Source organism: Capnocytophaga leadbetteri (assembly GCF_003054025.1).
Taxonomy (GTDB): Bacteria; Bacteroidota; Bacteroidia; order Flavobacteriales; family Flavobacteriaceae; genus Capnocytophaga; species Capnocytophaga leadbetteri.
Genome location: NZ_QBKG01000005.1, coordinates 98,817 through 123,180, shown reverse-complemented (window position 1 = coordinate 123,180; position 24,364 = coordinate 98,817). Strand labels below are relative to the sequence as shown.

At 37.5% G+C, this 24,364-nt stretch carries 20 protein-coding genes and 1 tRNA gene; 12 read left to right on the top strand and 9 right to left on the bottom strand.

Annotated elements, in window-relative coordinates; translation table 11 throughout:
* The first annotated feature begins 2 nt into the window (after positions 1-2).
* From C8P65_RS06350 to C8P65_RS06295, 12 genes are all read left to right on the top strand, one after another.
* A complete protein-coding gene (locus C8P65_RS06350; protein ID WP_107782081.1) occupies positions 3-1,097 on the top strand; it encodes an OmpA family protein in 1,095 nt (364 codons plus the stop codon).
* Between the two features lie 148 nt (positions 1,098-1,245).
* The gene (locus tag C8P65_RS06345; protein WP_107782080.1) at positions 1,246-1,896 is read left to right on the top strand and encodes a phosphatidylserine decarboxylase family protein; all 651 of its coding nucleotides are present in this window, start codon (positions 1,246-1,248) and stop codon (positions 1,894-1,896) included.
* Between the two features lie 8 nt (positions 1,897-1,904).
* Positions 1,905-2,972 (top strand): CapA family protein, encoded by a 1,068-nt coding sequence (locus C8P65_RS06340; RefSeq protein ID WP_107782079.1) that lies wholly within the window; start codon positions 1,905-1,907, stop codon positions 2,970-2,972.
* A gap of 96 nt (positions 2,973-3,068) precedes the next feature.
* Entirely contained in the window at positions 3,069-3,788 is a 720-nt protein-coding gene (locus tag C8P65_RS06335) for a YebC/PmpR family DNA-binding transcriptional regulator (protein WP_009388952.1), read from the top strand.
* A 159-nt stretch (positions 3,789-3,947) separates the two neighbouring features.
* Complete coding sequence (gene guaB / locus C8P65_RS06330) at positions 3,948-5,417, top strand: IMP dehydrogenase (RefSeq protein ID WP_107782078.1); 1,470 nt, start codon at positions 3,948-3,950, stop codon at positions 5,415-5,417.
* 11 nt (positions 5,418-5,428) lie between these two features.
* Entirely contained in the window at positions 5,429-6,757 is a 1,329-nt protein-coding gene (locus C8P65_RS06325; protein WP_107782077.1) for a TrkH family potassium uptake protein, read from the top strand.
* Between the two features lie 59 nt (positions 6,758-6,816).
* Positions 6,817-7,473 carry a potassium channel family protein gene (locus C8P65_RS06320; protein WP_095914688.1) on the top strand — a complete coding sequence of 219 codons (657 nt, stop codon included), beginning with the start codon at positions 6,817-6,819 and terminating at the stop codon, positions 7,471-7,473.
* Between the two features lie 14 nt (positions 7,474-7,487).
* Positions 7,488-7,775 carry an ATP-dependent Clp protease adaptor ClpS gene (locus C8P65_RS06315; RefSeq protein ID WP_009388956.1) on the top strand — a complete coding sequence of 96 codons (288 nt, stop codon included), beginning with the start codon at positions 7,488-7,490 and terminating at the stop codon, positions 7,773-7,775.
* A 28-nt stretch (positions 7,776-7,803) separates the two neighbouring features.
* Positions 7,804-8,580: a 3'-5' exonuclease gene (locus C8P65_RS06310; protein ID WP_009388957.1), complete on the top strand. Its 777-nt coding sequence runs from the start codon at positions 7,804-7,806 to the stop codon at positions 8,578-8,580.
* 24 nt (positions 8,581-8,604) lie between these two features.
* Positions 8,605-10,806 (top strand): RelA/SpoT family protein, encoded by a 2,202-nt coding sequence (locus C8P65_RS06305; protein WP_107782076.1) that lies wholly within the window; start codon positions 8,605-8,607, stop codon positions 10,804-10,806.
* Between the two features lie 2 nt (positions 10,807-10,808).
* Positions 10,809-11,354 (top strand): RNA methyltransferase, encoded by a 546-nt coding sequence (locus C8P65_RS06300; RefSeq protein ID WP_107782075.1) that lies wholly within the window; start codon positions 10,809-10,811, stop codon positions 11,352-11,354.
* A gap of 148 nt (positions 11,355-11,502) precedes the next feature.
* Positions 11,503-11,575: transfer RNA gene (locus C8P65_RS06295), tRNA-Gly, on the top strand.
* Positions 11,576-11,640: 65 nt separating this feature from the next.
* On the opposite strand, the gene C8P65_RS06290 is transcribed toward C8P65_RS06295, so the two are convergent.
* The 9 genes from C8P65_RS06290 to C8P65_RS06250 all read right to left on the bottom strand — a co-directional run bounded on the left by C8P65_RS06290 (position 11,641) and on the right by C8P65_RS06250 (position 24,289).
* Positions 11,641-12,687 (bottom strand): heparan-alpha-glucosaminide N-acetyltransferase domain-containing protein, encoded by a 1,047-nt coding sequence (locus tag C8P65_RS06290; RefSeq protein ID WP_107782074.1) that lies wholly within the window; start codon positions 12,685-12,687, stop codon positions 11,641-11,643.
* 6 nt (positions 12,688-12,693) lie between these two features.
* On the bottom strand, positions 12,694-14,310 hold the full coding sequence (locus C8P65_RS06285; RefSeq protein ID WP_245887352.1) for a mechanosensitive ion channel family protein: 1,617 nt from the start codon (positions 14,308-14,310) through the stop codon (positions 12,694-12,696).
* A gap of 278 nt (positions 14,311-14,588) precedes the next feature.
* Complete coding sequence (locus C8P65_RS06280; RefSeq protein WP_107782073.1) at positions 14,589-16,682, bottom strand: carboxy terminal-processing peptidase; 2,094 nt, start codon at positions 16,680-16,682, stop codon at positions 14,589-14,591.
* Positions 16,683-16,739: 57 nt separating this feature from the next.
* Positions 16,740-17,690 (bottom strand): hydrogen peroxide-inducible genes activator, encoded by a 951-nt coding sequence (locus C8P65_RS06275; protein ID WP_009388964.1) that lies wholly within the window; start codon positions 17,688-17,690, stop codon positions 16,740-16,742.
* A gap of 9 nt (positions 17,691-17,699) precedes the next feature.
* The gene (locus C8P65_RS06270) at positions 17,700-18,614 is read right to left on the bottom strand and encodes an LLM class oxidoreductase (protein WP_009388965.1); all 915 of its coding nucleotides are present in this window, start codon (positions 18,612-18,614) and stop codon (positions 17,700-17,702) included.
* Positions 18,615-18,688: 74 nt separating this feature from the next.
* Positions 18,689-18,907 carry a hypothetical protein gene (locus tag C8P65_RS06265; protein WP_009388966.1) on the bottom strand — a complete coding sequence of 73 codons (219 nt, stop codon included), beginning with the start codon at positions 18,905-18,907 and terminating at the stop codon, positions 18,689-18,691.
* 33 nt (positions 18,908-18,940) lie between these two features.
* Entirely contained in the window at positions 18,941-20,257 is a 1,317-nt protein-coding gene (locus tag C8P65_RS06260; protein ID WP_107782072.1) for an MFS transporter, read from the bottom strand.
* Positions 20,258-20,260: 3 nt separating this feature from the next.
* The gene (locus C8P65_RS06255; RefSeq protein WP_107782071.1) at positions 20,261-21,193 is read right to left on the bottom strand and encodes a DUF368 domain-containing protein; all 933 of its coding nucleotides are present in this window, start codon (positions 21,191-21,193) and stop codon (positions 20,261-20,263) included.
* Positions 21,194-21,361: 168 nt separating this feature from the next.
* The gene (locus C8P65_RS06250) at positions 21,362-24,289 is read right to left on the bottom strand and encodes a M16 family metallopeptidase (protein WP_107782070.1); all 2,928 of its coding nucleotides are present in this window, start codon (positions 24,287-24,289) and stop codon (positions 21,362-21,364) included.
* Positions 24,290-24,364 lie beyond the last annotated feature (75 nt).

Genomic DNA, 24,364 nt, shown 5'->3' with positions numbered 1-24,364 from the left:
TTATGAAGTATATCTATCAGATTATAGGGGGGCTATTGTTATGTGTGCAAACCATAAATGCACAGATAGCACCTACCCCAAAAAAGACAGAGATAGTAATGACGGTAGATGAATTGCGATATCTTTTAGAACAAATAGGGAAGGCAGAGCTGACTACCCTTAGAGATAAGCAGTTAGACAGTATGCTATCGGCTGTGAATTATAAGACAGAACAAATGTCATCTACTTCGGTAGTTATAAATGAGTATCGGTTAGTAAAGGCAGCAGCAGTAAGTCCTACGGTAGTGGGAACCACTAGTAGTACTATTATCAGCCGTACGGCAAGTAATACTGCTATCGCTCGTACAGCAAGTAATACTACTATTGCTCGTACAGCAAACCCTGCAGTAGTTCGTACTGCTACTAATACTGCTATAACTCAGCGTTCTGTAGTGCCTGCAGCTGTGGTTCAAACACAGACTACTGCTGCGATAGCTCAGCAGTTAGCCCAACTATCGGGTACGGTAGAACAGCTGCGCAAACAGCAGCAATTGCTCTTAGCTACTTTAGCAGCCAATACAGGAATGGTAGCGGCTAAAAGTAATATTGCCCCTACCGCTGCCAATGCTCAGGCTACCGCTGTAGGCACCCAAGCCACTGTAGCTACTACAACAGCTACTACGGCAACAGCAGGCTATGCCCCTATAGTAGTGCAAAGTGTAACAGCCACAGGGGTACCTATACAGATTTCGGCAGAAAAACGCAGCGAATTAGAACAGCTATTGGCTGCCTATGGGCATAAGAAAGCGTTGCTCTATTTCGCTAATAATAAAACGATACCTTTAGCTTATGACCCTACAATAATAGACGAGATGGTAACGATGCTACAAGCGCACCCCGAACTATCCATACTCTTAGAAGGGTATGCGAGTGCCGTAGGGAGTGCTGCCTATAACAATGTGCTCTCTATGGAGCGTGCTGTAGCTGTTGCCCAGATACTAAACGCTAAAGGGATAAGCAACGAGCGTATACTGACCGCTTTTAAAGGAGTAGACCCACAAGCTACTCCTGCACAAGCACGTCGTGTAGAGCTACGAGTGGTTATCAGAAGTTATTAATAAAACAAAATATTAAAAAAGGAAAAAAGCAGTGCCTCGTTGCGCTGCTTTTTTATGTTGAAAAATGCAGATGCGCTGATAAAATATTAACCATATTTTTGGGTATAAATAAAAAGTGTTTTATCTTTGCCGCAAATATTAGAATATTATGTTTCACAAAGAAGGATTTAAGATTATCTTGGTTAGCTTTGCTATTACAGTAATAATAGCCTTGATAGCTCATTATTGTATTGATATAGAATGGCTTAAGCTATTGGTGCAATTGGTAGCTTTTGTCTTTTTGATAGCTATACTACAGTTTTTTAGAAACCCTAAACGCCTCACGCCTAAAAATGAGGCACATATTATCGCTCCTGTAGATGGTAAGGTGGTGGTAATAGAAGAAGTGTTTGAAAAAGAATACTTTAAAGATAAACGTTTACAGGTGTCGATATTTATGTCGCCTTTAAATGTACACGTAACGCGTTATGCTTTAGGAGGTAAGGTAACCTATAGTAAATATCACCCTGGTAAGTATTTAGTAGCGTGGCACCCTAAGGCTTCTGAAGAAAATGAACGCACTACAGTAGTAGTAGATAACCCTGTGTTTGGTGAGGTGCTATACCGACAAATAGCAGGAGCTTTGGCAAAACGTATTGTCAATTACGCTAAAGTAGGTGATACAGCAGTGCAAGGTGAAGATGCGGGCTTTATAAAATTTGGTTCGCGTGTAGATGTGTATTTACCTTTGGGAACTAAAGTAAAAGTTCAGTTAGGTGATAAAGTGAAAGGAGGCGTACAAGTGATTGCCGAAAAATAAGAAAGACGATGAAAAAAATACTTCTATTATTAGCAGCTATATTTGTGGGGACTGTTTACGCACAAGCTGATACTCAAACAGATACGACCTCAGTAGTAACAAAGGATACTCTTACTATTGTGGCAGTAGGTGATGTGATGATAGGCTCAGCTTTTCCCGCAGGCAATCTGCCACCAGATGATGCTAAAAATAGCTTTAAGCAAGTGAAACCTTATCTGAAAGGTGATATAGTGTTTGGCAATTTGGAAGGAGCTATTTTAGATGAAGGCAATTCAGAGAAATGTAAAAACTCAGAAGCAGGTACTTGTTACGCTTTTAGGATGCCAGACCGCTATGGTGATATACTAAAAGAGGCTGGTTTTAACCTTATGAGTACCGCTAATAATCACGCAAACGACTTTGGTGAGAAAGGGCGACGCAATACGGCTAAAGTATTGGACAATGTAGGGATTTACCACGCAGGGCCTGTAGAAAATAAGTCGGTAGTATTTGAAAAAGACGGAGTGAAGTACGGTTTCTGTGCCTTTTCGCCCAATAGCAATATGCTGTCAGTAAACAATATAGCTCAAGCAACTGATTTAGTAAAGGAACTCAGAGCGCAGGCAGATATAGTTATTGTTTCGTTTCATGGAGGTGCTGAGGGGTCTAAACATACCCGCGTACCCCGAACTAATGAGTTCTTCTACGGTGAAAATAGGGGAGATGTGCATAAGTTCGCTCACTCAGTAATAGATGCAGGAGCAGATATAGTATTGGGACACGGACCCCACGTTACACGTGCTGTGGAGGTGTACAAAGGTAAGTTTATCACCTATAGTATGGGCAACTTTAATACTTATGGACAGTTTAACCTGCAAGGTGTTAATGGAATAGCCCCCCTCTATCAGATAAAAATAGATAAGAACGGCAATTTTATATATGCAGATGTCATCTCTACAAAGCAAACTAAAGGAATAGGCTTAGAGTTGGACGCTGAAGGTAGGGTATTTCAGGAAATAAAGAGGCTTACAGGGCTTGATTTTCCTGAAGCACAATTGCAATTTGAAGAAGGAAAAATAAGACAATTAGTCAATTAGGCAATTTGCTAATTTGCCAATTTGTCGATTTGTCAATTAGTAAATTAGTATAGAAATTATTATCATTAATAATTAAACAATTAATCATTAAAAAAGATGGGAAGAGCATTTGAATTTAGAAAAGCCCGTAAGTTTAAACGTTGGGCTGCAATGGCAAAAACATTTACCCGTATAGGGAAAGACATCGTAATGGCAGTGAAAGAGGGAGGTCCACACCCTGAAAGTAACTCGCGACTACGTGCCGTAATACAGAATGCTAAGGCAGCTAATATGCCGAAAGAAAATATAGAACGCGCTATAAAAAAAGCAAGTGAAAAAGATACCGCTAACTATAAAGAAGTACTTTTTGAAGGCTATGCACCACACGGTATAGCTGTGCTGATAGAAACTGCTACTGATAATAACAACCGTACCGTGGCGAATATACGCAGCTACTTCAATAAATGCAATGGTACATTGGGGACTTCGGGTTCGGTAGAATTTATGTTTGATCATACGTGTAACTTCCGTATCAATGCTGAAGGTATAGACCCTGAGGAATTAGAACTTGAGATGATAGATTTTGGAGCTGAAGAGGTATTTGCTGACGAAGATGGTATTCTTATTTATGCTCCTTTTGAGAGTTTTGGAGCTATACAAAAAGAGCTTGAAAGTAGGAATATAGAAATTCTTTCATCAGGTTTTGAACGCATTCCACAGGTTACCAAAGAACTCACTCCTGAAGAACAAGCTGATGTAGAAAAGCTATTAGAAAAGATAGAAGAAGATGATGATGTTCAAAACGTCTATCACACTATGAAGGAAGCGGAGGAGTAATTTATTAATTAGCAAATGAAAATGAATAATATATAAAAAGAGGCTACTATTTTTAGGTAGCCTTTTTTTGATTTTAAGAAATTAAACAATATTTAAAATTTGGTGCGTATATAAAAAAGATGTATATTTGCACGCAACTAATTTTCTTTTTACTAAAAAATGGATTTTCAAGACAAAATAATCAGTGAGGGGCTGACATATGATGATGTGCTTCTCATTCCTAATTATTCGGAAGTGCTACCACGTGAGGTTGCCATCACTTCTCAGTTTACGCGTAATATCACGCTAAATGTGCCTATTATTTCGGCTGCTATGGATACTGTTACCGAAGCAGCAATGGCTATCGCTATGGCTCGCGAAGGTGGTATAGGAGTACTGCACAAAAATATGACCATAGAAGAGCAAGCTAAGCAAATAAGAAAGGTAAAGCGTGCTGAAAGTGGTATGATAATTGACCCTGTAACCCTACATTTAGATGCTAAAGTAGCTGATGCTAAGCGCTGTATGAAGGAGAATAACATAGGGGGGATACCTATAGTAGATGACAATGGTATTCTAAAAGGTATTGTAACTAATCGCGATTTGCGTTTTGAGCAGGACAATACTCGCCCTATAGTAGAGGTGATGACTGCTAAAAACTTAGTGATTGCTAATGAAGGTACCTCTATGAAAGAGGCTGAAAAGATATTACAACGCAGCAAAATAGAAAAACTACCTGTAGTAGATAAGAACTATAAATTGGTTGGGCTTATCACTTTCCGCGACATTGCTAACTTGCAAGAGAAATCGATGTCTAACAAAGATAGTATTGGTAGGCTACGTGTGGCAGCTGCTTTGGGGGTAACCGCAGATGTAGTAGAACGCGCTGAAGCCTTAGTGCAAGCCGGTGTAGATGCTGTAATAATAGATACTGCCCACGGACATACTAAAGGAGTAGTTAATGCATTGAAAGCAGTAAAGAGTAAGTTTGCAGATTTAGATGTAGTAGTAGGGAATATAGCTACTGCTGAAGCAGCTCTCTATTTGGCTGAAAGCGGCGCTGATGCCGTGAAAGTAGGAATAGGGCCAGGTTCTATATGTACTACTAGGGTAGTGGCAGGGGTAGGTTATCCGCAATTATCGGCAGTGATGAACGTAGCTAAAGCCCTAAAAGGCAAAGGAATACCTGTGATAGCTGATGGAGGTATCAGATATACAGGCGATATAGTGAAAGCTATCGCTGCAGGCGCTCATAGTGTAATGCTCGGTTCGCTATTGGCAGGTACGAAAGAATCACCAGGAGAAACCATCATTTTTGAAGGTAGAAAGTACAAATCGTATAGGGGAATGGGCTCTGTAGAGGCTATGAACCAAGGTAGTAAAGACCGCTATTTTCAGGATGTGGAAGACGATATTAAGAAATTAGTGCCAGAAGGTATAGTAGGACGTGTGGCCTATAAAGGAGAGTTACAAGAAAGTATGCACCAATTTATCGGAGGCTTGCGTGCAGGTATGGGCTATTGTGGAGCTAAAGATATAGAAACACTGCAAGCTGTGAGTAGATTTGTGCGTATTACAGCCAGTGGTATTGCAGAGAGTCACCCTCATAATATCACTATTACTAAAGAAGCACCTAATTACTCAAGATAAAAGAATAACCGATGTTAAAGAAAATATCGCCTTATAGCCTGATAATGCTTTCGTTTGTAGGGTTGATTATCATCGGGGCACTCCTATTGAAACTGCCTTTTTCGCATTATCCTGATAAAGAAGTTTCTTTTTTTGAGGCTCTTTTTACGGCTACTTCGGCGGTAACAGTTACAGGCTTATCAATAGTAGATATAGGAGCTGTCTATACAGGTTTTGGGAAGTTTATACTGTTGATACTCATACAGTTTGGAGGGTTAGGTGTGCTGACTATCTCGTCAGTATTCGTTTTGCTTATCGCTAAACGCATAGGTTTTTACACGAAACGTTTGGTGGCAGAAGGGCTGAACCATAACAAGATGTACGACATTTATACAGTAACTAAGCGAGTGGTTTTTATTACTCTGCTATTTGAGGCAATAGGAGCGGTGCTATTATTTGGCTCGTTTATACAAGACTATTCGTTTTTTCAGGCGCTGTTTATGTCGGTATTTCATTCGGTATCCGCTTTTTGCAATGCCGGTATAGCACTTTTTCCTCATAGTTTTGAGGGCTATACTTACAATGTATATGTGAATTTAATTATCGCTTTTCTGATTATTTTTGGGGGGGTAGGCTTTACCACTATCATTCAGGCAGGCGAGTATTTGCAGCATAAGCGCAGACGGCTTGATATTAATTCGCAGTTTTCAATACTGATGACGATAGTGCTACTATTAGCAGGTACTTTGCTGTTTTTCACTTTAGAGTATAAAAACTATCATACTCTTTACGGCAAAGGATTGTTTAACCAGTTGCTCATCAGCTTTTTTCACTCAGTGAGTTTGCGTACAGCAGGGTTTGACACTATACCGTTAGAGCACTTGGGTAGTGCTACTATTCTTTTCTGTGTAACTTTTATGTTTATAGGAGCCTCGCCAAACTCTACCGGTTCGGGGGTAAAGACGACTACTATAGGTATATTGTTTTTGGGAATTAAGACGGCACTGCTTAACAAGAACTACATAGAGTTCTCTAAAAGGCGTATTTCGTGGAAACTTTTTAACAAAGCCTCTGCTTTAGTATTTATTGCGATGATGTATGTGCTGATAATGATAGTAGTACTGGCAAGTATAGAGCCTCATTTTGAATTTACTAAAGTGGCATTTGAGCTTATTTCAGCTTTTAGTACTTGTGGACTTTCTACTGGTATTACGCCTTATTTAAACAAAACTTCGCAGGCTATACTGATGTTTACGATGTTTTTGGGTAGGGTAGGCCCGCTTACTATTGCTTTAGCCCTTTCGCGACCGCGTGCTGAAGGCAACTATAAATACCCGAAAGAGAATATATTAATAGGATAATGAGGCGATTTGTCAATTTGCTGATTCGTCAATTATCAATGCGCTAAGGATTAACAAATATGAAGAATTTTTTAGTGATAGGTTTGGGAGAGTTTGGTAAATCGGTGGCTAAGACGCTGTATCGCAACAAGGCTACTGTACTGGTGATAGATGCAAGAGAAAACCTGATAAAGCAAGCCCTTAACGAAGGAATTATAGAAGAGGCGATAATATTAGACGCTACTGATGAAATCGCTTTAAAAAAGGTAGTACGCGATGATTTTGATACTGCCTTTGTGAGTGTAGGTGATAATATACAAGCAAGTATCCTTATCACCCTGCAACTCAAAGAATTGGGAGTGAAAAATATTATTTGTAAAGCAGTAAATCACACCCAAGAAAAGGTACTATATAAGATAGGAGCTACCCAAGTGGTTTTCCCAGAGGAATCAATGGGAGAGAAGGTAGCTTACTCGGTTTTGAGACCTACTATTATTGAGTATTTCAAATTTGCAGAAGATTATTTTATTTACGAGGTGAAAGTGCCGAAAACGTATGTTGGAAAATCACTAATGGAGCTGAACCTACGGCATAAGTACGAGATAAATATATTGGCAGTAAAGCATTCTGATGGGAAAATGAACGTCACCCCTGACCCCAACATTAAGCTTAATAAAGATGACTTGCTGATAATTCTCTCGAGAGAGAATGTGATAGATAGGGTGACAAAAACCTAAAAAAGATTAGTATTATGCCGTTTATCAGTCATTTAGAAGAAACATTAGCCGAAACCGATGTACTTGAACTACAAGATGAGGAGTGCCGTATCATCTTATACAATGATGATTACAATACGTTTGACTACGTAATTGATACTCTTGTGCAGGTGTGCGGTCATACTTTTGAACAGGCCGAGCAATGTGCTATTATCGTTCATTTCAAAGGGAAATGCGATGTGAAAACTGGTAGTTATGACTATCTGAAGCCTCTTTGCGTGGCTCTTTTAGATGCTGGGCTTTCTGCTGAAATAGAAGAATAAAACAACCTTAAACACTGAACAAAATACTGTGGAACTAAAATTATCAAAACCTATCTGTTTTTTCGATCTGGAAACAACAGGCATTGACATTACTAAAGACCGTATTGTAGAAATTTCGATATTGAAAGTATATCCTAATGGTAATAAAGAAAGCAAAACCTGGTTGGTAAATCCTACGATTCCTATTCCTGCAATGGCTTCGGCAGTACACGGCATCACTGATGAGAAAGTAGCTAATGAGCCTACTTTTAAAGAATTGGCTAAGCAAATACACAATATGATAAAGGATTCAGACTTAGCAGGTTATAATTCAGACCGGTTTGATATTCCGTTATTGGCAGAAGAGATGCTACGTGCAGGAGTAGATTTTGACCTTGGCAATCGTGTGACGGTAGATATACAAACGATATTTCACAAAATGGAACAGCGCACCTTATCAGCAGCTTATAAATTTTATTGTGGCAAAGACCTACTTGAGGCACATACTGCAGCTGCTGATACTAATGCTACCTATGAAATACTGAAAGCTCAGCTTGATAAGTATGACAACTTAGAGAATAACATCAAAAAGCTAAGCGAGTTTACCTACCGAAAACAAATAGCTGATTTTGCTGGATTTATAGGCTATAACAGCGAAGGAGAGGAAATATTTACTTTTGGAAAACACAAAGGTAGCAAAGTGGAGGATATTTTTGTGAATGAACCAGGGTATTTTGGTTGGCTATTGAACGCTGATTTTCCTTTATATACCAAAAAAGTACTGACGGCTATCAAGTTGCGCAAACTATCCTCTACCATAAAATAGAAGACATCATAAACCCCAAATACAATGGAAACAACAGCTAATTACACCGAAGAAGAGAGTAAGGCAATAGCTCGCGAGTACAAAGAGCTTTTGCGCATCAGCTACCAAACCCTAACTGATGAAGATAAAAAAGTCATTCGTTTAGCTTTTGATACCGCTGTAAATGCTCATAAGAACCAACGCCGCAAGAGTGGAGAGCCTTATATATTTCACCCTATAGCCGTAGCTAAAATAGTGGCGCAGCGCATAGGATTAGACGCTGTGTCTATAGCAGCGGCTTTACTACACGATGTGGTAGAAGATACCGAATATACCAATGAGGATATAGAGCAACTTTTTGGTAAAACTATAGCCCATATAGTGGCAGGGCTTACCAAAATATCGCATTTGAGTAGGGAGAACGATATTTCATTACAAGCAGAAAATTTCAGGAAGTTACTGCTTACGATGAACGATGATGTGCGCGTGATACTCATCAAAATAGCTGATAGACTGCACAATATGCAGACTATGGACTCAATGGCTGAGTATAAGCAGACAAAGATAGCTTCAGAAACACTCTATATCTATGCCCCTATAGCTCACCGTATAGGGCTCTACAACATCAAAACAGAGTTAGAAGATCTTGCCTTAAAATATACAGACCCTGAACGCTATTTTATGATTCTCGGTAAGATGGAAGAATCAAAAGAGGAGCAACAGTCGTATATTGATGCTTTTACTAAAATAGTAGAGACCTCTCTTAATGAGCAGAAAATAGATTACTACATAAAAGGACGACCTAAATCGATTTATTCTATCAATAGGAAAATGGAGTCGCAAGGGGTAACCTTTGAGGAGGTATATGATAAATTTGCTATTCGCATTATCTACAAAAGCGAACCTTCAGAAGAGAAATTCCTTGCTTGGAAAATATATTCTATCGTAACAGACCACTTTCGCCCCAATCCAACTCGTTTGCGAGATTGGATATCTTCCCCTAAATCAACAGGTTATGAGGCGCTTCATATTACTGTAATGGGACCTAAGGGAAAATGGGTAGAGGTGCAGATACGCAGTGAACGAATGCATGAAATAGCTGAAAAAGGCTATGCGGCGCACTTCAAATACAAACACGGCGACCAAAAAGAGGAAGGGATAGAGGTATGGCTTAACCGTTTGCAAGAGGTATTTGAAAACAGTGAAGCCAATGCGGTAGATTTTGTAGAAGATTTTAAACTTAACCTTTATTCTAAAGAAATATTTGTTTTTACCCCCAATGGCGAGATAAAATCGTTACCTAAAGGAGCAACTCCTATAGATTTTGCTTTCTCAATTCACACAGGGGTAGGACTTAAAACACGTGGAGCTAAGGTAAATAATAAATTAGTACCTTTAAACCAAGTGCTAAAAAGCGGTGATACGGTAGAAATTATCACAGCAGAAAACGCTAAACCTACTAAAAACTGGTTGAACTATGCTACTACTTCGAAGGCGCGGAGCAAGATAAAAAATGCATTAAAGGAAGAGACAAAAACAGTAGCAGCAGAAGGGAAAGAAATACTCTTGCGCAAACTTAAGCAGCTGAAGATTAATCTTACAGAAGAAGTGATGAACGATATGGTTAATTACTTCAAAACTAAGACTAGTTTGGATATATACTATCAGGCAGGTACAGGAGAGATTACAAACCAGATGCTTAAGGATTTTGCTTCGCATCGTACCTCATTCTTCGGTTTGTTTAAGAGTAAAGTAGTAAAGAAGGCAGTAGAAGAACCTACTTATACAGAAGGAGTACATTATGATAGTATTGTATTTGGTAAAGAAGAAGAATCATTAGACTATACTTTCTCAAAATGTTGTAACCCAATACCTGGTGACCCTATATTTGGCTTTGTAACTATTAATGAAGGGGTAAAAGTGCATAAGAAAACGTGCCCCAATGCTATATCAATGCAATCGAATTATGCTTATAGGGTTATCCCAGCTAAATGGGTAAAATCAGATGAACGAGACTTTAAAGTGAGCTTGCGAATTAGTGGTATAGACCGTGATGGGCTTATTAGTGATATTTCAAAAGTAATATTAGATAGCAAATTTGTAAAACTTACCAATATAAACATAGATACAGAAGGGAATGTATTTAATGGCAAGGTATCAATATCGATAAATAATAATGCCACTCTTAAGAAACTAATGTTAGATATAAAAAATGTGAAAGGGGTAGATAAAGTGACCCGATTATAGATATGCGAAAATTAGCAAATAGTGAACTTCATCGTTTGGATATAGAGCAGTTTAAAAAGGCTGAGAAAACCCCTTTGATAGTAATATTAGATAATGTAAGGAGCCTTAATAATGTAGGGTCGGTATTTCGCACTTGCGACGCTTTTTTAGTAGAGAAGATATACCTATGTGGTATTACAGCTACCCCTCCTAATAAAGAGATACATAAGACAGCTTTAGGAGCTACAGATAGCGTGGCTTGGGAGTACGCTGAAGATACACTACAGGTAGTTGAGAGATTGAAAGCAGAAGATGTGTGTGTGATAAGTATAGAGCAAGCTGAAAAGGCTGTAATGCTTAATGATTTTCAACCTAAAGCACATACGCAATATGCTGTTATTTTTGGTAATGAAGTGAAAGGAGTAGCGCAAGAGGTGGTAAGCCTTAGCGATGAAGTGATAGAGATACCACAATATGGTACAAAACATTCTTTAAATGTTTCAGTAAGTGCAGGAATAGTAATTTGGGAAATGACAAAGTTACTTAAAGATTTAGCTAACAATAAATAGAATTTAAAAATAATTGATTATCAGTTGCTTTTGTGTTAAATTGATATTAGTTAGTAAAAAAATAGGTGATAAATTTGGAAGTTATGAAAAAATAGCTGTATATTTGCACCGCTGAAAAGGAATAATCTTATTGTCATCTATATTTATTGCGGGAGTAGCTCAGTTGGTAGAGCGTCAGCCTTCCAAGCTGAATGTCGCGAGTTCGAACCTCGTCTCCCGCTCAAAAATAAAGCCTGCTAAGTAATTAGTAGGCTTTATTTTTTATTCTTCTTCAATAGAATTGGCTTTATTTATCTTTCATAAAATACTTTTCTTTTGCGTATTTATATATTTTGTGGTAATAGTATGAAGCAGTAGTAATACTTATTACAAAGAGAATAGCTCCTATTATAGCTTCAGTAGGGTTGAGGCTCTTATGGAAGTAATAATCTAAGCTGAGTCTTGGAATAAAATGGTATAGAGCTATACTATGAATGATATAAATAGAAAGCGTATTTTGCCCTATGCGCTGAAGGAACTGAGCTGTGAGTACATTACGTAGAATAACAAAAACAGCAAATGTCCAGAGAGTGTCGCCCATACGTAGAAAGAGGAAACCATTGCGTGCTAGATTCTCAAAATGCTGCCAGCCAGTAACTGAATAAAGAAAATGAAAGGTATGATATTGAAAATGGAAGATTGCCCCAAAAACAATAAGTAAGCTTATAAATATGGGGTATAGATGTTTGGTATTGCGGTAATAATAAAATAAAGCCCCCATAAAACCTCCTAAAGTTACAAAGCCTAACCATGGAAATATAGTAAAGAAAGTACCGTATTTAGGTGTGAAATAGTTGGCTACAATCTGAGGAAGCCAAGAATACTCATATTTGTTATAGGTTTCATTGAAAGTAAATAAAATAAGAGTAGTAGTAATAAGCATTATAGGTAGCAGATGTCTGACGTGTTTTCGCGCTAACAGATAGATACCAACCATAATAATGAGCGCTAGCCCAATACAATGCAGTATATCTACAAAGTAAATGTCTTTGCGCAATAAACAAGCTACTCCTATAAGCATTAGTCCTCGTTTAGCTCCTTTTTTTACACGAGGGTTTTTTAGTCCTACACCACTGCGCTCGCCTTCTCGTATAAGTAGGTAGGTGAAGATAAAGCCTGATATAGTGAGAAAAACAGGAGCTGTGATACCTGTAAAATAATGCCAAGTATGGAAGTAAATATTCGATTCATCCCAATAAGGTTCACCTAAAAGAGCTGTAATAAAATGCCCTTGCAGCATCATACAGATAGCATATGCTCTTATTACATCAATAAAAATTAATCGCTGTTTCATTCTATTCTATCTTTTATTCTCTTTGCTATTTGCTTTTTCTTCTTTTTTAAATTCTCGAATATCAATATACTGAGTAGAAAATATCTCTATATTTGCTTGTTTGAAAGTATTTTGAATGTTTTTTACTAAATCAGATTTGATGAAATACATATTCTCTGGGATAAAAGTGTAAGCGTTAAGTTCGTAAGAAGCATTAAGTTCATCAAGTGATAACTGAAATACGTATGGATGAGGGGTAGGAGAGATACCATTAGTTATCAGAGCTGACTCAATGAGTAGTTCTTCTACTAGATTATCAGGATAATCATAGCGCACTTTTACTCTAACATTTAAAGCTAAACCACATTGTTTGCCTATAGAAGAAAAGTTCATAGTAGCCCCACTAAGTATAGCCGAATTAGGTATGGTTACATCTTCATTATTGATAGTCTTAAGGCGTGTTACTAAAGCGTTTTTTTCGATTACTACTCCTATAATCTCTCCTGATTTTATCCAATCACCTACCTGAAAAGGACGCATATAGCTAATGACAACACCTGCTATGGCATTAGAAATAGAAGAGGAAGAACCTAATGAAATAAGCACCCCAAAGAATACTGATATTCCTTTAAAAGCATCGCTGTCAGAGCCTGGTAAGTGAGGAAATATAATTACTAAAGCTAAAACCCATAACATTATGCGTATAAGACTATAAGTGGTACGAGCCCATTCGGGGTGAAAGCCTTTTATTTTTAGGATACCACGCTCAATTTCTAAGGCAAAAAAACGAAGCCCTTTGAGTAAATAACGGGTGATAATAATGATAATTATAATATTGAATAAGTGCGGCAAATAATTGATAATAGCTACACCTATATCTCTTATAGGCTCACTAATCCACTTGATAATAATTTTTGATAAATATTGGGTAGAAGGGAAAATGTCAAAAATCAGACGTATAATAGTGATGAATAAAAAAAGCAAAATAACCACTCGCAGTACAGCAAGGAGCTTGAGTAGTGCCTTTACCATCTTTCTTTTCTTAATAAGCTCGTAATTATTGATACGGATACCTGTTAAGAAGCGGTGTTCGGAGTTGATAGCTACTTTTCTTAAGAACTCAAATAATCGGTTGATACCCCATACTAATACAAAAGCAATGAGGAGTACAAGCAATAATTCTCCTAAACGAATCATTACACTTTTGAGGCTGTTTTGCTCTTTATATTTTACAATAGTACTTTTAATTGCATTAGCATATCGTGAAGCTAAATCTTCTTGAGTAGTATTCTCCCACATAGCATCTATCATTGTAATGCCAGCAATACTATTTTTCTTATACATTATATTTAAGTACTCTCCTAAAGGCTTCAATTGAATTGAGTCAGGGGTGAAAAAAGGATCGTCATACAAGGTTTGTATTTTATCTTCTATATATTTCACTCGCGTATCAATATCATAAGGGCTGTATGAAGTATATAGATAAAATAATGTATCTTTCTGAAAAACAATAGGCTTTCCTCGTATCTTCTCGCGTAGGCTTTCTATTTCTTGCTTCTTTTCGATAGTAGCCAAAGAATCAGATGTATTTGTAGGGGTAGGTAATTGGGTAGTAGTATGCACCAACTCCTTAATTTCATTCATTAAGATGGCTATCTTTATAGAATCTTTTAATCGAATAAGTTTAATAGCTTCTAATTCTCGCTTTATATCCTGTTGAGAGAGGCTGTCACTTTGAGCAAATAGAGAACTTAAACAGCAAAATATAGATAATATGAAGAGTATTCTTTTCAAGTGAAAAATCAATAATTATAAAGATTGATGTGGCAAAGATACAACTTTTTTAGCACATACCAAAAGAAAAAACTTTGCTAAAGATATTTTTTCCTTAGCAAAGTTTTTCTCTTTCTGATTTATACTGACTATTTGTTTAAGTCTTCAAGTACTTTCACAGCTTCGTCTATATAAACGTCTTTTTGTAAGTTTTCATGCCAACGATCGCGGCGTAGTTTAAGGTCTTCATTACCTTTCACTTTAGCTTCATCAGAGGCTGTAGAAGCAAACTTAAGCTCTGATTTATAATCAGCTATGGCTTTAAACTTCTTAGCTTGCTCTTCATTCTTGTCTATCAAACTTTTATAAGCTTCATAGTTGAGAGGGAATATATTATCTTTTTGCTGTTGCTTAATCCATTGGGCATTTTCATCAATCAATTTTAAATATTGATTTTCACTAATACGTTTCTGACTATTAGCAATTGCCTTGTCAAAATTAGCATTGTTACTCCAAGGAGTATATTTAGCAGGCTCAATCTTATCCCAAGACATAGCGTTAGGCATATCTCGCTCGCCTATATCTATATATTTGTATTTGTCAGGTACTACAATATCGCTTTCTACTCCTTTTAGCTGTGTAGACCCTCCGTTGATACGGTAAAACTTCTGAATAGTTATTTTGAGGGCACCAAGGTCGCCGTAGTCATTTTGGCGTAAGAATCCGTTTAGATCTACGAAACTTTGTACAGTACCTTTACCAAAAGTTTGCTTACCTCCTATAATAATAGCGCGTTTGTAGTCTTGCATAGCAGCCGCTAATATCTCTGAAGCTGAGGCAGATAGCTCATTAGTAAGGATGACAAGAGAGCCATCCCACTGAGTCTTAGGATCGTTGTCTGAAAGGACATCTCTGCTACCTCTTGACGATTTTACTTGTACGATAGGCCCTTTTGGAATGAAAAATCCTCCTATATCTACAACTGTTTTTAGTGAGCCCCCTCCGTTACTTCTAAGGTCGACGATAAGCCCATCAATGTTTTCTTTCTTTAATTTTTCAATCTCGAGGGCTACATCGGTAGCAGCATTGCGCTGGTTAGTATCTTCAAAGTTAATGTAAAATTTAGGTAGGTAGATAAGCCCGTAACGTTTTCCGTTAGAGAGTATTACTGCCGATTTAGCATAAGTTTCTTCAATTTCTACCACATCTCTGATGATAGGTACTACTTCTATAGTACCGTCTACACGTTTAACAGTTAGGCGTACTTCAGTGCCTTTAGGACCTTTTATGAGTTTTACAGCGTCATCTAAGCGCATACCTACTACATCTACAGGTTCTTGAGTCCCTTGTCCTACTTTTAGTATCATATCGCCTACTTCTAAAAGTTTTCCTTTCCATACAGGGCCACCTAAAATTACGTCAGTGATGCTGATACCATCCGTCTTCTTTTGTAATTGAGCTCCTATTCCTTCAAATTTACCCGACATATCTCGGTCAAATCCTTCTTTTACATCAGGAGCCATATAGTTAGAGTGAGGGTCAAAAGTTTCAGTGATAGCGTTTACAAAAAGACTAAACCATTCTTCGCGTGTTAGCTCGTTATAGATACCAAACATATCCGAAAGAGTTTTTTGTGTAGCTTCTACTGATTCTTTTTTGAGGACATCATCTCCTTTAGATTGATATTTAGCGTCTTTTTCCTTTTTAGAAGCCTCTTCTTTTTGTTTGGTTAAGTAAGTAGAAAGAGTTGAAAAAATGATAATTTGCTTCCAACGCTGCTGTAGTTCAGCTTTATTTTTCACAAAAGGCAAATGCTCATAATCTGTATTGATTTTATCATTTGAGTTAAAGTCGATAGGCTTTGCAAAGATAGTTTTATTTATCTCTTCAGCTTCTTTCATACGCTGTTTGAGTCGCTCGTATGATAAGTTGAAAAAACTAATATCACCCTTTTTAAGATTATCATCTAAAAGAGTTTCATATTTTTTGAATTCATTGATATCTGACTGCAAAAAATAGCGCTTTTGTCCGTCTAAACTTTTTATATAGCTCTCAAATACTTTCTTAGAGAAAGCATCATCCATATCTACAGGACTAAAATGCGCATTAATCATTACGTGCTCTACTATTTCAAGCAGTACTCTATCTTTATCCTTGTCAGGATTATCGAACTTCTTGCTTGTGAAACTACAAGAAGCAAATGAAATAAATAGTAAAAATAAGGCTACTGATATATTTTTCATTATAATACTTATTTTAAAAACAATAATTAAATTTTTCTTTTTGATTTCTCTATACTATCAAATCTTGTGCCTTTCTCGCGTAGGACTGATAATTTTTACATTTTGGAAAGCAATAGCTCCTCTGATAACTCCTGAAATAGTACTATGCAATGATTTGATTATTTGCATTTTAAGTTCATTTTTATGATATACCAAACTTATCTCTCTCGCAGGATAAGGTTCTTCAAAATAATGAATACATTCTTTTTCTTTTTCTTTGAGTTCTAACGAATGCAGATAGGGGAGTAGTGTCATACCTAAACCTTCGTTGGCTAAGCGTACTAACGTCTCAAAACTACCACTTTTTAGCTGAAAATGTTTTCGCGATTCAATCACATCTTGGTTACAGATGTTTAGCACACTATCTTTGAAGCAATGCCCGTCTTCTAACATTAAAATATCATTGACATCTAAATCGCCAGTATAGATGGTTTTAGAGTTTTGGAGCCTGTGATTTACAGGTATATAAGCTACAAAAGGCTCGTAGTACAGCGGGCGCTCTATGATAGAAGGATTGGCTAAAGGAGTAGCGAGTATGCCCGCATCATAAGTGCCATCGCCTATTTTCTTCAAGATATTTTCAGTAGTTTGTTCTTCAATTTTTAAACATACCTTAGGATATTTATTTATAAAGTTGTTTAAAAACATTGGTAATAGGGTAGGCGATACAGTAGGAATTATCCCTACTCTAAACTCGCCCCCAATATATCCTTTCTGCTGAGCAACAATATCATTCATTCGTTCAGACTCGTTTACTATTGTCTGCGCCTGCTTAATGATTTGCTCTCCTATTTCTGTTATCTGTAGTGGTTTTTTGCTTCTGTCAAAAATGGTGACCCCCAATTCTTCTTCCAACTTCTGTATTTGCATACTTAAGGTTGGTTGTGTTACATAACTGTTTTCGGCAGCAGTAGTAAAGTTCTTGTATTTGGCAACTGCCAAAACATATTGAAATTGAGTAATGGTCATAATAAGCTGTTATTTAAGTTGTGGCAAAATGTCTTTTCCTATCTCTTCGAGTACTTCTCCTGCTGGGCGTGAACAATACTTGAACACTAGCATAGTGTGGTTCACCCCTATTTTTTCGAGTTCTTGGAACATATCTATTAGGTAAGTACGCCCTAAGCGGAAGCCTAAATCTATCTTTTGGGGTTCGAAATTAGGATCTTCCATTAGATCTATATACACAGGCTGTATATAAGGTTTTTTAGGTTGTCCTTCTTTTTGTAGCGCCTCTTCCCAATCTTGTACTATTTTTTTTGTGAAAGCGAAGTCGCGAGGATAGTAAATCCATCCGTCAGAGTTTTTGGCAATCCAATCGAGGTTTACCCCTCCAACGTGCCCTGTAACATACATTGGTATATTTTTGTGTACGGGCTTAGGTACTACATCGCCTACATTAGCCATTAGGGTACCGTAATCGTTGTTATAAGTAGGAAAATCTTTGCTCCACAACTCTCTAAGCATACGCATATGTTCTGATACACGAGCACTTCTTAACTCAAAAGGTTTGTTGAATGCAGGGTATTCTACTGGACGGTCTCCAGAGGCTACCCCCATCACAAAACGGTTAGGGAAAAGTACATCGAGGCTTGCAGAGGCTTTAGCTACGTGCAAAGGGTGGCGCAGTGGCAAAATAACACTTGCAATACCAAACTTGATGCTTTTGGTGAGCGATGCTATATGCGATAAGTATATCCAAGGGTCAAATATTTGCCCTACTTCTTTAAAATCTGGATTGTTTAGCGGAATATCGCGCACCCATACCGTATCAAAACCTAAGGCTTCTGCACGCTGTATGAGCTGTGTTTGATTTTCCATTTTAGGAATAGCTCCTTCATATGATTCTATAGGGAGCAATATGCCAACCGACAGTTTATTAGGATCTATCATAATAGTTGTTATTTTTAAGAGGCAAAGATACAAAAAATAATGGGTATAACAATGCTATACCCCTATTAATTTTTTTATAAATCAAAAACAGAAGTTCTTTTAGTGTATAATAAGTCTTTGATTTTCAGCAAAGAAGCTAATAATAAATAAACACCAAACCACGCCCCCAATGTAGCAAAAGTGCCGTAGATAAAGGCTATTCGTACATCTTTTGCCCGCATCCCTAATTTCTCTGCTAACCGAGAGGATACGGCAAATCCGTATTTCTCAAGAAAAAACCTGAATTTTAACATTTCAATATCAAATTATATATTTTTTCCTCTGATTTATTTTTTACTTTTTACTTTGAAGAGGAGAAGCATTCCTAATGCAAAGAAAATAACTAACGAAATAGTGGCGTTTCGCATATTATTCGTCAGTTGGTCTATAATACCATAGATACCCATTCCGATTACGATGCCTAATTTTTCGGTTACATCATAGAAGCTGAAAAAAGAGGTAGTGTCTTTAGTATCTGGTAGATAAGCTGAATAAGTAGAGCGCGAAAGACTCTGTATGCCGCCCATTACCATCCCTACTAAGGTAGCTAAGGCGTAAAACTGTACGGGTTTAAACACAAAGTATGACAATAGGCAAATGCTTACCCAAATAGCATTTAGCCCAATCAGTACTCTAATGTTGCCAAATTTTTGTACAGCTATCACTGTTAAACGCGCCCCTATGATAGCTACTAATTGAATGATAAGCACACTGACTATCAGCCCTATAGTACTCTCATTTCTACTACCCCATTGTATTTCTTGCTCTCCGAAATAGGTAGCAATAAGCATTACGGTTTGTACCCCCATACTGTATACGAAAAAAGCAATAAGATACCATTTTAGCGAAGGGGTCGCCTTTAGGCTTTGCCATACTTTTCGGAGTTCTTTAAAACCGTTGAAAAAGATATTTTTTGTCAGCTTTCCTCTGCCACTATGATAGTTAGGTAGGTATCTGAAAGGAATGCTACTGAACCCTATCCACCAAATTCCTACAGTGATAAATGAAATGCGCATAGTGGTTAGTGCAGTAGTAGTATCAGTGTTTTCAAAGCCTATCCATTCGGGTTTCATTACCATTATAAGGTTCAAAATCAGTAGTAATACGCTGCCAGCATAGCCTAAACTATAACCTTTGGCACTGACCGCATCATACTGCTCTGGTAGGGCAATATCAGGCAAATAAGAGTTGTAGAACACGATACTTCCCCAGAAACCTACTACTCCGCAAAAGTAGCAAATCAGCCCAAAGTAGATATGCTCTAACGAAAACCAATAGAGCCCGATACACGAAATTGCCCCTAAGTAGCAAAAAAAGCGCATAAAACTCTTTTTATTGCCCAAAAAATCGGCTATACCACTCAGAATAGGGGAGAGGAGTACTACTAATAAAAAGGCTAAAGCGGTAACAAAAGCAATTACAGAAGTGCTTTTGAATAAGATACCAAAAAGCGAAATATGGGTTAGTTGCGCCGTTTTAAACAATAACCCGTAAAAAATAGGGAATATAGTTGAAACAATGGTTAGTGAATACACTGAGTTTGCCCAGTCGTAAAACGCCCACGCATTCAGTAGTTTCTTGTTTCCTCTTTCTAATGACGACATTTATTAGTGTTTTATACGGTTTGCCCATTTTTCGATTCCGTAGATAACGAGGAATCCTGCTATAGCCAAACCTATAGAAGTTAATATTTGAGGGTTAGTATTGGTTATCTCTTCGAATTGACAAGGACTTATGCTTTTTTCCCATATTACACTGCCGTTACTAGGGTCTACTCTTAGGGTTTGTTTCCAAGGCCATACTTTGTTTAGCGACCCTATGATAAAGCCTGTAAGCCCTGCAAAAGTGAGGTTTCTGTAGGTGGCAAAAAGCCATTTGAGGGCTCTAGAAAAAGTTAGAATACCGGTGATAGCCCCTAAAGCAAAGGTAAAAATCACTTTTAGTTTCCAACTGCTTAAAGCGTCTAATATAGTATGATAGGCGCCTAAAAGTACTAATATAAAAGCTCCGGAAATGCCGGGGAGTATCATCGCGCAGATAGCGATAGCCCCACACAAAAACAAAAATAGCAAACTCTGGTCGCTGCTGCTTACTAAAGGAGGAATAACAGTGATGATATAGGCTGCCACCCCTGAAAGGAGCATCGTTAGTATAGCAGCCAGATTCCAGCGCTTTATTTCTTTAACTAAGAAGAATACACTAGCAATCATCAGTCCGAAGAAAAATGCCCATACCATTATGGGGTACTGCTCTAACAGCCATTTGATGAGCTTAGCTAACGATAAGATACTGATACCTATCCCCAATAATAAGGATACGAAAAAGTTGCCATTGATATGTCGCCAGAAAGCTACTATACCTTCGCTAAATAGCATTTTAAAGGCTTTTAAATTGATACGACTGATAGAGTCTACTAACTCTTCATAGATGCCCGATATAAAGGCGATAGTACCCCCTGATACCCCTGGCACTACATCTGCTGCCCCCATAGCTATTCCTTTCAGGCTGATAATTGTATAATCTAAAAAAGATTTTTTCATTACAATTTATATTTAACTATCGATTATTATTGATAATTGATAAAAACCGCCGCAAAGATAGTAAAAAAATACTAATTACCAACTATATTATCAATGGTATTAAAACTAAGAGAGGTCGCCTCAGAACAATCTGAGGCGACCTCTCTTTAAGTGTTATTTGCTTATGATTTAGTATCCAAATAGCTCTTTTAAGCTAAGTTTTTTGAAGTCACCAATTTTCTTAAGCTCATCTTCAGAAAGTTTCTTTTCTGAAGCTAATATTACATACGTATATGGTTTATTTGATAGATATTTATCGTGGAAAGCCTTTATGTCTTTCATTGTGATATTATCTATATTTTGGTATATCTGTTTGCGTATGTCGTCTTTTAAGCCCATACGTTGGTCGTGTAAATAGTAATAGATGATACCATCTTGTGTGATACGCTCTGTTTCTATTTCTTGCTTGATTTGCTGTTTAGCTAATTCTAAGTTCGCAGGTAACTCAGGCATAGTGTTGAGCAGTTCATTCATAGCTTCAACGGCTTCTTTAAACTTGTCGGCTTGAGAACCTACATAAGCAAGTGTATAGTACTTATCAGTTTTCTTACTAGGAGTTGCGTAATAGCCATAAGTGCTGTAAGCTAAGGCTTTACTTTCGCGTATAGTTTGGAATACTAAAGAGCCCATTCCGCCCCCAAAATAGTTATTAAAGGCTTTAATAACAGTGCTTTCAGCAGGGTTATAAGGAACGGTATTGCGAATCCAACGGGTTTCAGCTTGTACCATTTCATAATCAGCAAAGAATACTTGATTCTTAGTTTGCTCTACTTGTTTAAACTCTTTTTTAGGAGCTACTTGAGCAAACTTAGCAGGCACCTTATGTAGTGGTTTTAGCTTAGCAGTAAGCTGATTTAGACTTAAAGGACCATAATAGATAACAGTTTGCTCTACATTGTTTAGCTTTTTAAGTTTCTCAACCAACTCTTTTCCTGTAATAGCTTCGATTTCGGCATCAGAAAAAGTGTAGTTATAAGGGTTTTTAGCTCCGTACAAAGCATAGTTTGTTAAGGCTTGCATAATAGCCCCTCTGTTGGCTTTAGAGTCTATACGTGTTTTAGCTACACGTGTTTTTAACGCTTTCAACGCTTCTTCATCTACTTTTATATTAGCGATAAAGTCTTCGTAAAGTTTTACTGCAGCCTCGAAGTTCTCTTGAAGTCCTTCGATATTGACAGTAGTATACTCTCCACTGGCTGAGATATTAAAACTAGAGGCTATCTTGTATAACTCTTTGCTGAGTTGCTCTGCTGACATTTTATCAGTACCTAAGAATTGACTATAATTAGAAGCTATGGCTAATTTCAAATCGTTTAGGGTACCTATTTTATAACGGAAACTTAAGCGGTATAGCTCATTGTCTTTGTTTTGTACGTATAGTACTTCTGCTTTGCCTAATTTACCTTTTTGTAGGTCTTTGCTGTAGTCTAAGAATACAGGTTTTACTGGGGTACTTGGCATTTCGTTCACCATTTTCACAAAAGCAGATTGTTTGTCAGCATTGGTTTCAACAGGTGTAATAGCAGGTTTTTCTATCTTCTCTACATTGGTGCGTTGCCCTTTTTCTTTATAGACAGCTACATAGTTATTGCCTAAGTATTTGTTAGCAAAAGCTACGATGTCGGCCTTAGTTATCTTAGAAAGGTCGTTTACATAAGCTACACGGTCTTTCCAATCGAGATTGTCGGTGAAAGCATCCATTAGCATATTAGCACGGCTAGCATAAGATTCGGTACTTTGTATAACGTACTTTTTCATATTGTTGATGATAGAAGGGATAAGGTCATCATCAAAGTTTCCTTTCTTAAGGTCTTCTATCTGTCCGAGCATTAGGTCTTTCACTTGTTCTAATGACTGACCTTGTAAAGGGCGTCCTGATAGGTATAGTACGCCATAGTCTATAAGAGTATAAGCAAAAGCGCTTGCCCCAAGTAGTTTCTGTTTCTTTACAAGATTTAAGTCTATAAGACCCGCTTTGCCATTGGTAAGGATTTCACCCACTAAATCAGCTAATAGCGCTTCTTTATCTTGATTGCCTGGTAAGCGGAAAGCTATAGAAACGCTTTCAGCATCTGGGCCTACTACTTTTTTGATAATAGGAGCAGTGATAGGCTCTTCTTTCTCGAAAGTGTACTGAGGTACAGCTTTTGGTGTCATATAACTGAAAGCCTTATCAATTTCAGCAATTGCTTCGTCTGGATTAAAATCTCCTGAAAGTACTACTGCCATATTGTTAGGCACGTAATAGGTGTGGAAGTATTTGCGAATTTCCTTAAGCGAAGGGTTTTTGAGGTGTTCTACTGTACCAATAGTAGTTTGTAAACCATAGTTGTGCTTTTTAAACAATGAAGCAAAAAGAGTTTCGAATACCTCGCTGTTATCGCTGTCTAATGAACGGTTTTTCTCTTCGTACACGGCTTCGAGCTCGGTGTGGAAAATACGCAATACAGGATTGCGGAAACGCTCTGCTTGCACGGTGATGTATTTGTTTAAGGCATTGGCAGGCACATCGTCAGTATACACTGTTTTTTCAAACGAGGTAAAAGCATTAGTACCCTGTGCGCCCATAGCAGTCATCATCTTGTCGTACTCATTAGCGATAGCGTATTTGCTAGCTACCCCTGATACAGAGTCGATTTTTTTGTAGATAGCTTTGCGCTTTTCAGCATCTTTGGTGTGATTGTACTCTTCGTACAACGCATCAATTTTATCTAACTGTACTTTCTCTTTTTCCCAGTCTAATGAACCATACTTGTCAGTACCCTTAAAGAGCAAGTGCTCTAAGTAGTGCGCTAACCCTGTATTAGTAGAAGGGTCGGTTTTGCTACCTGCTTTTACAGCTACGTAGCACTGTATGCGCGGTTCTTTATTCGTAGGACTGAGAATGACGGTCAGTCCGTTTTTCAAGGTGTAGAACCTTGAATTAGTAGGGTCGTGGGTTACATATTTGTATTTGTAACCACCACTTTGTGCTTCTTTCCACTCATAATTTTGAGCCTGAGCACCGAACGATACGGCTAATGCGAATAGCCATAAGAATAGATTTCTTTTTAACATCATTTGGTGAATTAACATTAAACAGACGCAAAAGTATAGAATTAAAATGTGAAATGCAAATGAAATCCTATATTT

What these genes read in the sequence shown, in the direction of transcription:
- C8P65_RS06350 (WP_107782081.1), top strand. Translation starts at nt 3, where the DNA reads ATGAAGTATATCTATCAGATTATAGGGGGGCTATTGTTATGTGTGCAA.
- C8P65_RS06345 (WP_107782080.1), top strand. Translation starts at nt 1,246, where the DNA reads ATGTTTCACAAAGAAGGATTTAAGATTATCTTGGTTAGCTTTGCTATT.
- C8P65_RS06340 (WP_107782079.1), top strand. Translation starts at nt 1,905, where the DNA reads ATGAAAAAAATACTTCTATTATTAGCAGCTATATTTGTGGGGACTGTT.
- C8P65_RS06335 (WP_009388952.1), top strand. Translation starts at nt 3,069, where the DNA reads ATGGGAAGAGCATTTGAATTTAGAAAAGCCCGTAAGTTTAAACGTTGG.
- guaB (WP_107782078.1), top strand. Translation starts at nt 3,948, where the DNA reads ATGGATTTTCAAGACAAAATAATCAGTGAGGGGCTGACATATGATGAT.
- C8P65_RS06325 (WP_107782077.1), top strand. Translation starts at nt 5,429, where the DNA reads ATGTTAAAGAAAATATCGCCTTATAGCCTGATAATGCTTTCGTTTGTA.
- C8P65_RS06320 (WP_095914688.1), top strand. Translation starts at nt 6,817, where the DNA reads ATGAAGAATTTTTTAGTGATAGGTTTGGGAGAGTTTGGTAAATCGGTG.
- C8P65_RS06315 (WP_009388956.1), top strand. Translation starts at nt 7,488, where the DNA reads ATGCCGTTTATCAGTCATTTAGAAGAAACATTAGCCGAAACCGATGTA.
- C8P65_RS06305 (WP_107782076.1), top strand. Translation starts at nt 8,605, where the DNA reads ATGGAAACAACAGCTAATTACACCGAAGAAGAGAGTAAGGCAATAGCT.
- C8P65_RS06300 (WP_107782075.1), top strand. Translation starts at nt 10,809, where the DNA reads ATGCGAAAATTAGCAAATAGTGAACTTCATCGTTTGGATATAGAGCAG.
- C8P65_RS06290 (WP_107782074.1), bottom strand. Translation starts at nt 12,687, where the DNA reads ATGAAACAGCGATTAATTTTTATTGATGTAATAAGAGCATATGCTATC.
- C8P65_RS06285 (WP_245887352.1), bottom strand. Translation starts at nt 14,310, where the DNA reads ATGAATGAAATTAAGGAGTTGGTGCATACTACTACCCAATTACCTACC.
- C8P65_RS06280 (WP_107782073.1), bottom strand. Translation starts at nt 16,682, where the DNA reads ATGAAAAATATATCAGTAGCCTTATTTTTACTATTTATTTCATTTGCT.
- C8P65_RS06275 (WP_009388964.1), bottom strand. Translation starts at nt 17,690, where the DNA reads ATGACCATTACTCAATTTCAATATGTTTTGGCAGTTGCCAAATACAAG.
- C8P65_RS06270 (WP_009388965.1), bottom strand. Translation starts at nt 18,614, where the DNA reads ATGATAGATCCTAATAAACTGTCGGTTGGCATATTGCTCCCTATAGAA.
- C8P65_RS06265 (WP_009388966.1), bottom strand. Translation starts at nt 18,907, where the DNA reads ATGTTAAAATTCAGGTTTTTTCTTGAGAAATACGGATTTGCCGTATCC.
- C8P65_RS06260 (WP_107782072.1), bottom strand. Translation starts at nt 20,257, where the DNA reads ATGTCGTCATTAGAAAGAGGAAACAAGAAACTACTGAATGCGTGGGCG.
- C8P65_RS06255 (WP_107782071.1), bottom strand. Translation starts at nt 21,193, where the DNA reads ATGAAAAAATCTTTTTTAGATTATACAATTATCAGCCTGAAAGGAATA.
- C8P65_RS06250 (WP_107782070.1), bottom strand. Translation starts at nt 24,289, where the DNA reads ATGTTAAAAAGAAATCTATTCTTATGGCTATTCGCATTAGCCGTATCG.